4 protein-coding genes are annotated in these 8546 nt (G+C 71.2%); 3 read left to right on the plus strand and 1 reads right to left on the minus strand.

Annotation, left to right across the window (positions count from 1 at the left end):
* The first annotated feature begins 559 nt into the window (after positions 1–559).
* Complete coding sequence (locus tag ACFU9E_RS30275) at positions 560–3016, plus strand: Helicase associated domain protein (RefSeq protein WP_380686377.1); 2457 nt, start codon at positions 560–562, stop codon at positions 3014–3016.
* Positions 3017–3125: 109 nt separating this feature from the next.
* On the opposite strand, the gene ACFU9E_RS30280 is transcribed toward ACFU9E_RS30275, so the two are convergent.
* Positions 3126–3512: a peptidase inhibitor family I36 protein gene (locus tag ACFU9E_RS30280; RefSeq protein ID WP_380686375.1), complete on the minus strand. Its 387-nt coding sequence runs from the start codon at positions 3510–3512 to the stop codon at positions 3126–3128.
* 1107 nt (positions 3513–4619) lie between these two features.
* Between ACFU9E_RS30280 and ACFU9E_RS30285 the strand changes: the two genes are divergently transcribed.
* On the plus strand, positions 4620–5036 hold the full coding sequence (locus tag ACFU9E_RS30285; RefSeq protein ID WP_380686373.1) for a CU044_2847 family protein: 417 nt from the start codon (positions 4620–4622) through the stop codon (positions 5034–5036).
* Positions 5037–5040: 4 nt separating this feature from the next.
* The coding region (locus ACFU9E_RS30290) for a trypsin-like peptidase domain-containing protein (protein ID WP_380715506.1) at positions 5041–8546 on the plus strand (3506 nt) is incomplete at its 3' end.

Raw genomic sequence — 8546 nt, forward strand, 5'->3', positions numbered from 1 at the left:
GCGGGTATCCCGGCGGCAAGCCGCCGGGCAGGGATCGCCTTCGCTTCGCTTCGGCGGAATTCCCGCGCGAGCGCGGGAATTGAATTCCGCAAGCGGAATTCTGATCAATTCGCGCAAGCGCTCATTGATCTGATTCCCACTCCGCTTCGCTCCGGGGAATCCGGCTGACTGGGAGGGGCTGGTGCATCACGCGGGGCGCTGTGTAGACCCAGGAACCCCGAGCTTTCCCCGGCATCTCACTCTCCGTGACCTCACGGCCGGTCAAGGCCGGCGCCCCTGTCGAGTCCGGTGGACTCCGCTTCGCTCCGCCCACTCTGAATGCCTGTCACTGCTCACCTCCAGAACCCTTGTCACGGGATGAGTGTACCACTCGGAGCGTGGCTTCATGCCCGAAAACCGCCCGGGCCACCTTGGAGTGTGAAGCTTCGACAAGAGTGGTGCATCACGGTGATGCACTGTGTAGAGTCAGTGTTACAGGCACACCCCCGGCGTTCGACTCTCTTGCGGGTGTTGTGCGATCAAGGAAATCCCCTCCGGCATTCCACGAAGGGACGGGGCAATGCCCATCGAGTTGCGGGACCACCAGATCGAGGCGGTCGACGCGATCATTCGCGCGCTGGACATCCCGCCGGGCGGGGTGATTCCGGCGCGCGGGCTGCGGGCGCAGATTCACGCGGCCTGTGGGACCGGGAAGACGTACATCTGCGCGGCGGCCGCGCGCCGGATGGTGCCGCGCGGCCGGGTGCTCGTCCTGGTGCCGACACTGGCCCTGCTGGGGCAGACCATCAAGGCGTGGCGGGAGGTCGGGCACACGGGGCCGGCGGTCGCGGTGTGCTCGATGGAGGACGACGTCGAGCTGTGGTCGATGGACGTGCGGTGCACGACGAACCCGATCCGGCTCGCGATGTGGCACGGCTCGGGGCCGGTCACCATGTTCGCCACCTACAGCTCGCTGGGGGTGCTGGCGGAGGCCTTCGAGGGTGCCTACGGCAAGCGCCTGGACCCGCTGGACCTGGCCGTGGTCGACGAGGCACACCGTACGTCGGGAAGCCTGGGGAAGGCTTGGGCGGACATCCACCACCAGGAGGTCATCCCGGCGGCCCGGCGCCTGTACGCGACGGCCACCCCCCGGATCTGGCAGGAGCGGCCGGCTCCGGCCTGGGACCTGCGGGAGGGTGAGCGGCACGAGCGGATGCCGGAGGAGATGGCCGCGTCCATGGACGACGAGGCGATCTTCGGCCCGGTCGCGTGGAAGCTCCCCCTGTCCGAGGCGGTGAAGCGCGGTCTGCTCGCCCGCTACCAGATCATCGTGGTCGAGCTGACCGACCCGGTCGTCACCCCCGAGAGGCTGATGAGCCCCGAGCGGCGCCAGGAGGAGATCCGCGGACAGCGGCTCGGCGCCCTCCAGGCCGCCATGCTGCGCACCATGGCGCAGCACCGGTTGCGGACGATGATCACGTTCCATCACCGGACGGTGGAGGCGAACGCGTTCGCGGAGGGGTTGCCGGCGATGGCGCGGCGGCTGCACGCGGCGGATCCGGAGACGTACCCGGAGCGGATCTGGGCGGGCTGGCTGAAGGGTGAGCACGCCGGGGAGCGGCGGGGGCGGGTGATCGGGGAGTTCGGGCGTAGCGCGTTGTGGTCGGTGTTGTGCAACTGCCGGGTGCTGGGTGAGGGGGTGGACATCCGGGCGGTGGACTCGGTGGCCTTGCTGGACCCGAAGGGGGCGCCGCACGACATCGTGCAGGCGATCGGGCGCGCTTTGCGGCAGCAGCCCGGCGAGGGGAAGCTCGCCAGCCTGATCGTGCCCGTATTCCTGAAAGAGGGCGAGGCGCCGCAGGACATGTTCACCTCCGGGAGTTACCGGCCTTTGGTGAACGTGTTGCAGGCGCTGCGGGCTCACGATGAGGAGGCCGTGGAATTGCTGGCGATTCCTCAGGTCGAGCAGAAAAACAGCGTGGAGCCGTCCACGGAGATCGGCCCGGCTCCGAAGGAGGGCGAGAAGGAAAGCCGGATGCTGCTGCGTTTCTCGGCCCCGCGTGACCCGGTGATGGTCGCGAACTGGGTGAGCTTCCAGGTGATCGACACGGAGCGACAGGACTGGGCTCGTGGATGGTCGGCGGCCGAGAAGTACTACAAGCGGGAGGGGCATCTGCGGGTGCCGTTCGACCACCGGGAGGCGACGAGGGCCGGGCTGGAGCCGCACCAGATGTACCCGCTGGGGCACTGGGTGAGCGAGCAGCGCAAGGCGTACGCGGCCGGGGAGATGGAGGGCAAGCGCGTCGAGCGGCTGGAGGCGCTGGGGATGGTGTGGGATCCGCTGGACGCGGCGTGGGAGGAGAACCTCGCCGCGTGCCGGGAGTACTACAAGGACCACCACACCCTGGCGGCGCCGCGCACCGCCACGGCGTTGGACAAGCCGGTCGGGCAGTGGCTGTCCAACCAGCGCCGCCCCGGCGTCCTGGACGGGCGGGCGGACCGGGTGGAGGCGCTGGAGGAGATCGACCCGGACTGGAACCCGGCGTGGCCGCTGGACTGGCAGCGCCACTTCGCCGCCGTGCGCGAGTGCGTCCAAGGCGGAGCCGAGCTGTCCGATCTGCTGCCCGGGGTCACGCTGCACGGACTTGACGTGGGGCGGTGGCTGGAGCGCCAGCGCCAGCACATCGTGTGGCAGAGCCTGATGGACGGGCAGCAGGGGCGCCTCGCCGGGCTCGGCATCGAGCCGCTCCCGGCCCCGGCCGGGCAGGACGGGGCGGTGGGTCGGAGGAAGGCCGGCGCCGGGAAGCCGAGCGCGTTCGACCGCGGTCTGGCCGCTCTCGCCCTATACCAGGCGCGCACCGGGACGGTGACCGTGCCGCGCCAGCATGTCGAGCCGGTCCCCGACATCGACGGCGGGGAGGGTGCGGTGGTGGAGGTGAAGCTTGGGGTGTGGATCTCCAACACCAAGACCCGCCGGGCCAAGCTCACCCCGGCGCAGCTGGAGCAGCTCGCCGCACACGGCCTCGACTGGCGCTGACCACCTTGACGGCCCGGCCGCCGCGTCCGAGAACGCACGGGGCGCGGCGACCGGGCCAATCGGCTGTCTGGAAGGAGAGGCAGAGACCCTCGGGTTTCGCGGCGTCAGGTCAGCAGGTCCACTTGTGAGACCTGATGTACGTGCCGATGTTGGGCAAGTTCAGCTTGGCCCCCATGGGGATGCAGAACACCTTGTCCCCGGCGTAGTTGGCCCGGGTGAAGCCAGCCACCGGAGCGCCGCTTGTGCCGTTGTTCACGACCGACCAGACTCGGGTGTTCAGCGACCATGAACATGTGACCTCCCCTGAGGTCCAGTACGGGTCGACGCCCTTCCAAACACACTTCTGCCCGGTTCCGTTAGCGCCCGAGTACGCGCAGAAGTTGCCCTCGGGACACCCCCAAGGCTCGGCGGCGTTCGCCGGTGTCGGAGCGATCATGAGGGCAGTAACAGCGACCGCCACGAGCCCGGCGAGCCGCGTAGTAGCGTTCAGCTTCATAACTGTACCTTCCTGTACGCAAGTTGTTGGTAGACGCTCAGATCAGCGCCAGGGCGCGAATCTACGCGCGTCGTCACCTTGCTGGGCAGGGCTCGGAAGGGGTGGAGTGATGCTCAGGGGGAGCGTGCTACGTGCGGACAGACCGGGTTCTCACTCCCGATCAACTCCACGGCCCTCTAGCGCGATGTAACTTGCCGTGATATCGCGCAGCGCCGGACGTCACCGAGTCTCAAGCCCTTCGGCCAGCTCGTCGCGCTCGGCCTCGACTCGCGCTGACCCCGCCCGGCCGTCTTCCCCACTGGAGGCTCTCCAGGGGGGCCTGTGCCCGCCCGTGGCCGCCGTGTCCGAGGAACAACGGCGGCCGGGCGCGGCGGAGGCGGCCTGGAGGCCTTCCGGAGCCGCCTGCGCGCCGTGCCTGTCCCGCCCCTGGTATGTGGGGTGCGAGGGCGCTGGTGTCGAGGGTGGGGCAAGTCGCGGGTGAAGGCGAACCCGACGCTGACGTCGCGCCGCCGGTGGCTGGCGTCTCGTGGCCCAGGACGGCGCGGTGGCGTGCGGATCGCCGTGCGCGAGGGCGTGGCGTTGCGGTACGGGAGCAGCCGGCCGCTGCCGGGCCGACTGCCGGCGGGGTGCAAGGTTCGCGTCGATGTCGAGTGATGGTGGGGGCGGGTGGGCGGGGGCGGTGGTTGCTCAATCGGGCCGGGCGCCGGGGGCCTGGGGACGGCGAGGTCCGGTACTGGGTTTCCGAAGTATGGGCTTCAGCCGGCTCCCCGTGGGCGCACGTACCGAGACGGCGGGGCTCGCCGCGTCGGCTATGTCCTGGAGCCCTGGAACAGCCCCGCCCTGCCTGTTCGTGGTCAACCGGCAGATTCCGGTGATGTTGGGTCCTGTGCCTGGTATGGAGAGTTCCTTCTCCGTGGCATGGAGATCGTTTCCCCGGCTGGTGTCTGCGGATCCTCCCGGCGTGGTGCTTGTACGGCTGTTCGGGCAGCCGGTCAAGTTATTCCAATCATCCCTACCTATCGGGGAGTTCGCGGTTTCGTGGTGTGCGGGTACGCGTACTACGGTGTGCGCGTTGCCGTCGTGGGGCGGCGTTGAGGGAGGGGTGTCGTGGGGCAGCAGTTGGCGCGAGTGCCGCTGGAGGGCGGGGGTTCGATCCTCGTCGAGGCGGAGGACAGCGCGGCGGGGCCGGTGAAGGCGGGCCGGGTCGGTGACGCGGTGCGGGAGCTTCCGGAGAGTCTGGGGTCGGCGCTGGAGCCGGTGACCGGCCTGGCGCGCACGGTGCTGCACCGGCTGCGGGAGGCGGGGCCGGACGAGGTTCAGGTGGAGTTCGGGGTCGATCTCTCCGCCGCGGCCGGTGTGGTGATCACGAGGACCGCCGCCAAGTGCCATCTGACGGTGAAGGTCGTGTGGCGCAAGGACGAGACCGACGCCGCTTCGGCCGGCGCTCGCACGGCCGACGCTCCCGCGGGCGAAGAGGAGCCGGAGGCCGACGGTCGCGCGGACGGCGACGGGCCGGAGGCCTGAGGGGATGGCGGTCGGACGGGGGACGGCGGGGGCCGGGGACGGGTTGGCGGCGGCCGTCGCGCAGGTCCGCGACGGGGACGACCTGGTGGTCGGGGCGGGCTTCCTCGTCGCCGACGACCTGCTGGTGACGTGCGCGCACGTCCTGGCCGACGGCGAGTACGGGCCCGGTTCGACGGTGACGCTGGTGTTCCCGCGCGCGGACGGCGCACCGGAGGTCACCGGCCGGGTGCTGGAGGAGGCGTGGCGCGACCCGCAGGAGCAGGACGTCGCGCTGGTGCGTCTGGACCACCCGGTGGGCATTGGGCCGTTGCCGCTGGGGTCGGCGGCAGGTGCGCGGGAGCACCGGGTGCGCTCGTTCGGGTTCCCCGTGCAGGCGCCGCCGGGCGGGCACTACGGGTTCGCCACCGCCGGCGGCATCCTGCCCCCCGCCGACGAAGTCGGTGAACTGCTGCAGCTGACCGACGCCAACGACCTCACCCAGGGGTTCAGCGGCGGGCCGGTCCTGGACGAGACGACCGGCCTGGTGGTGGGGATGCTCACCTCGATCGCACACCACGACAGCCACAACCGCGGCCAGGAAATCGCCTACGCCACCCCCACGGCCGTCCTGCGCGAGGCGTGGTCCGCGCTGGACGAGGCGGGCAGGCCGGACGAGCGGGACGTGTCGCCGTACCGGGCGCTGGAGCCGTTCACCGCCGAGCACGCCCGCTGGTTCCGGGGCCGCGAGGACGCCGTGGACCGGGTCCTGGAGGGACTGAGGGGCGGGCGGCGGGTGGTGCTGCTGCTGGGCCCGTCCGGCTCGGGCAAGTCCTCCCTCGTGCAGGCCGGGGTCCTGCCCGCACTGACCGCGGGACGCCTGCCGGGCAGCGACAGCTGGCGCCAGGTCCTCACGCGGCCGGGACCGGACCTGCCGGCCGCCCTCGCCCGCACGGGCCTGCCCGAGGGCGCGCCCGAGGAGGCGGGAGTGGGCGCCAGCGGCGGTGCGGATTCCGGCAGCGGGGAGGCCGATGCGGCCCCTGAATCCCGTGTGGTGCTGGTCGTTGATCAGTTCGAGGAACTCCTCGCGCCCTCCGCCGGCCCCCAGGCCCTGGAGGCGCTGGCCCGGATCACCGCCGCGATCCGCTCCGACGCACCGCTGAGCGTGGTCCTGGTGATGCGCGACGACTTCTACTCCCGCCTGTCCGCACTCGCCCCGGACCTGCTGGACACCGCACTCAAGGCGAAGGGCGTCCTCAACGTCCCCGCCACCCTGAGCGCCGCCGATGTGGACGCGATCGTCACCGGCCCCGCCCGCGACCTGGGCACGCCCTTCGAGTCGGGCCTGGCGGAGCTGATCATCACCGACGTGCTGAAGCTGAACCCTCGCACCGACGGCGCCGGCGGCGCGCCCGTCACCGTGCTGCCCCTGCTCGAAGTCGCCCTCACCCGGCTGTGGGAACGCCGTCTGAAGGACGACGGCCGTCTCACCCACGACGCCTACCAGCGCATCGGAGAAGTCACCGGCGCCCTCACCGACTGGTGCGAGAGCGCCCTGCGCGACCTCGACCAGGAGCAGCGGGCCGTCGCCCGCAGGGTCCTCACCGCCCTGGTCCGCCCCGCCGACGAAGTACTGGGCATCCCCGCCGCGCGTCAGCAGCTCCCGATCAGTGAACTGGTCGACCTGGCCGCCGACGACGCCATCCCCGACGGGGGGCGGGCCGTGGACGAGGTCCTGGCGGTCCTCTCCCGGCACCGCATCGTCACCACCCACCGGCTCCCCGACGACGCACGGCCGGGCAGCGCGCAGGACGCGGAGGGGATCGCGGTGGCCGAACTGGTCCACGACGCGCTCATCCGCGACTGGCACACCCTGCGCCAGTGGGTCGAGGAGGACCTGCGTTTCCTCGACTGGCTCCGCCGCGCCCGCGACCAGTACAACCGCTGGAAGGAACAACGCGACCCCCAGGACCTGCCGACCGGTACCCTCCTCGCCGAAGGCACCGAGTTGGCAGGCCACCACCGGCTACCGGGCGACCTTGACGGCTACCTCACCGCCGGACGCCAACGCCAGCAGGCCGCCGCCCGCCGCAGCCGACGCCTCAACACGATCCTGGCCACCGCCCTCGCCCTCGCCCTGATCGCCACGGGAGTGGCCGTCTGGCGGCAACAGGTGGCCGTGGCCGCCCAGAAGGACGCTCTGTCCCGGCAGCTGGCCGCCCAGTCCACTTCCCTGCTTTCCAGAGACTACGATCTCGCCGCCCTCCTTGCGGTCGCCGCCCATCGCACTAGCCCCACTGAGGAGGCCGCCGCCGCCCTCCGCGACAGCGTGCACCCTCCGCTGCGTCAGCGTTTCGTTATCGGCTCCGGTGCCGTGTCCTCGGTGGCGTTCAGTCCGGATGGGCGCACCCTCGCCACCGGCAGTAGCGACGGCACCGCGCGGCTGTGGAACACCACCACCGCCACGGCCACCGCCACCCTCACCGGCCACACCGGCGCCGTGTCCTCGGTGGCGTTCAGTCCGGACGGTACCCTCGCCACCGGCAGCAACGACGGCACCGCGCGGCTGTGGAACACCACCACCGCCACGGCCACCGCCACCCTCACCGGCCACACCGGCGCCGTGACGTCGGTGGCGTTCAGCCTGGATGGGCGCACCCTCGCCGCCGGCAGTAGCGACGGCACCGTGCGGTTGTGGGACACCGCCAACGGCAGGGCCACAGGTGCCCTCACCGGCCACACCGGCGCCGTGAACTCGGTGGCGTTCAGCCAGGACGGTACCCTCGCCACCGGCAGCAACGACGGCACCGCGCGTTCGTGGAACACCACCACCCACGAGAGTGTCACCAGAGACGCCCCGCACCCCGATGAGCACGCCGCTACCGTGTTCTCGGTGGCGTTCAGTCCGGATGGGCGCACCCTCGCCGCCGGCATCAACTATGGCAAGGCGCAGCTGTGGGACACCGCCAACCGTGGGGGCGGCGCCCTCCTCTATTACAAAAGAACCAGGAGCCTGAAGTCGGTGGCGTTCAGTCCGGATGGGCGCACCCTCGTCGCCGGCAGTAGCGACGGCACCGTGCGGTTGTGGGACACCGCCAACGGCAGGGCCACAGGTGCCCTCACCGGCCACACCGGCGCCGTGAACTCGGTGGCGTTCAGCCAGGACGGTACCCTCGCCACCGGCAGCGACGACGGCACCGTGCGGTTGTGGGAAGCCACCACCGCCACGGCCACTGCCCTCCTCACCGGCCACACCGGCGCCGTGAACTCGGTGGCGTTCAGTCCGGATGGGCGCACCCTCGCCACCGGCAGCATCGACGGCACCGCGCGGCTGTGGGACACCGCCACCGCCACGGCCACCGCCACCCTCACCGGCCACACCGATAGCGTGATGTCGGTGGCGTTCAGCCAGGACGGTACCCTCGCCACCGGCAGCGACGACGGCACCGCGCGGCTGTGGGACACCACCACCCACAAGACCATCGCGACCCTCACCGGCCACACCGGCGCCGTGAACTCGGTGGCGTTCAGTCC

The sequence above is a fragment of the Kitasatospora sp. NPDC057595 genome, assembly GCF_042800875.1.
GTDB lineage: Bacteria > Actinomycetota > Actinomycetes > Streptomycetales > Streptomycetaceae > Kitasatospora.

What these genes read in the sequence shown, in the direction of transcription:
- ACFU9E_RS30275 (WP_380686377.1), top strand. Translation starts at nt 560, where the DNA reads ATGCCCATCGAGTTGCGGGACCACCAGATCGAGGCGGTCGACGCGATC.
- ACFU9E_RS30280 (WP_380686375.1), bottom strand. Translation starts at nt 3,512, where the DNA reads ATGAAGCTGAACGCTACTACGCGGCTCGCCGGGCTCGTGGCGGTCGCT.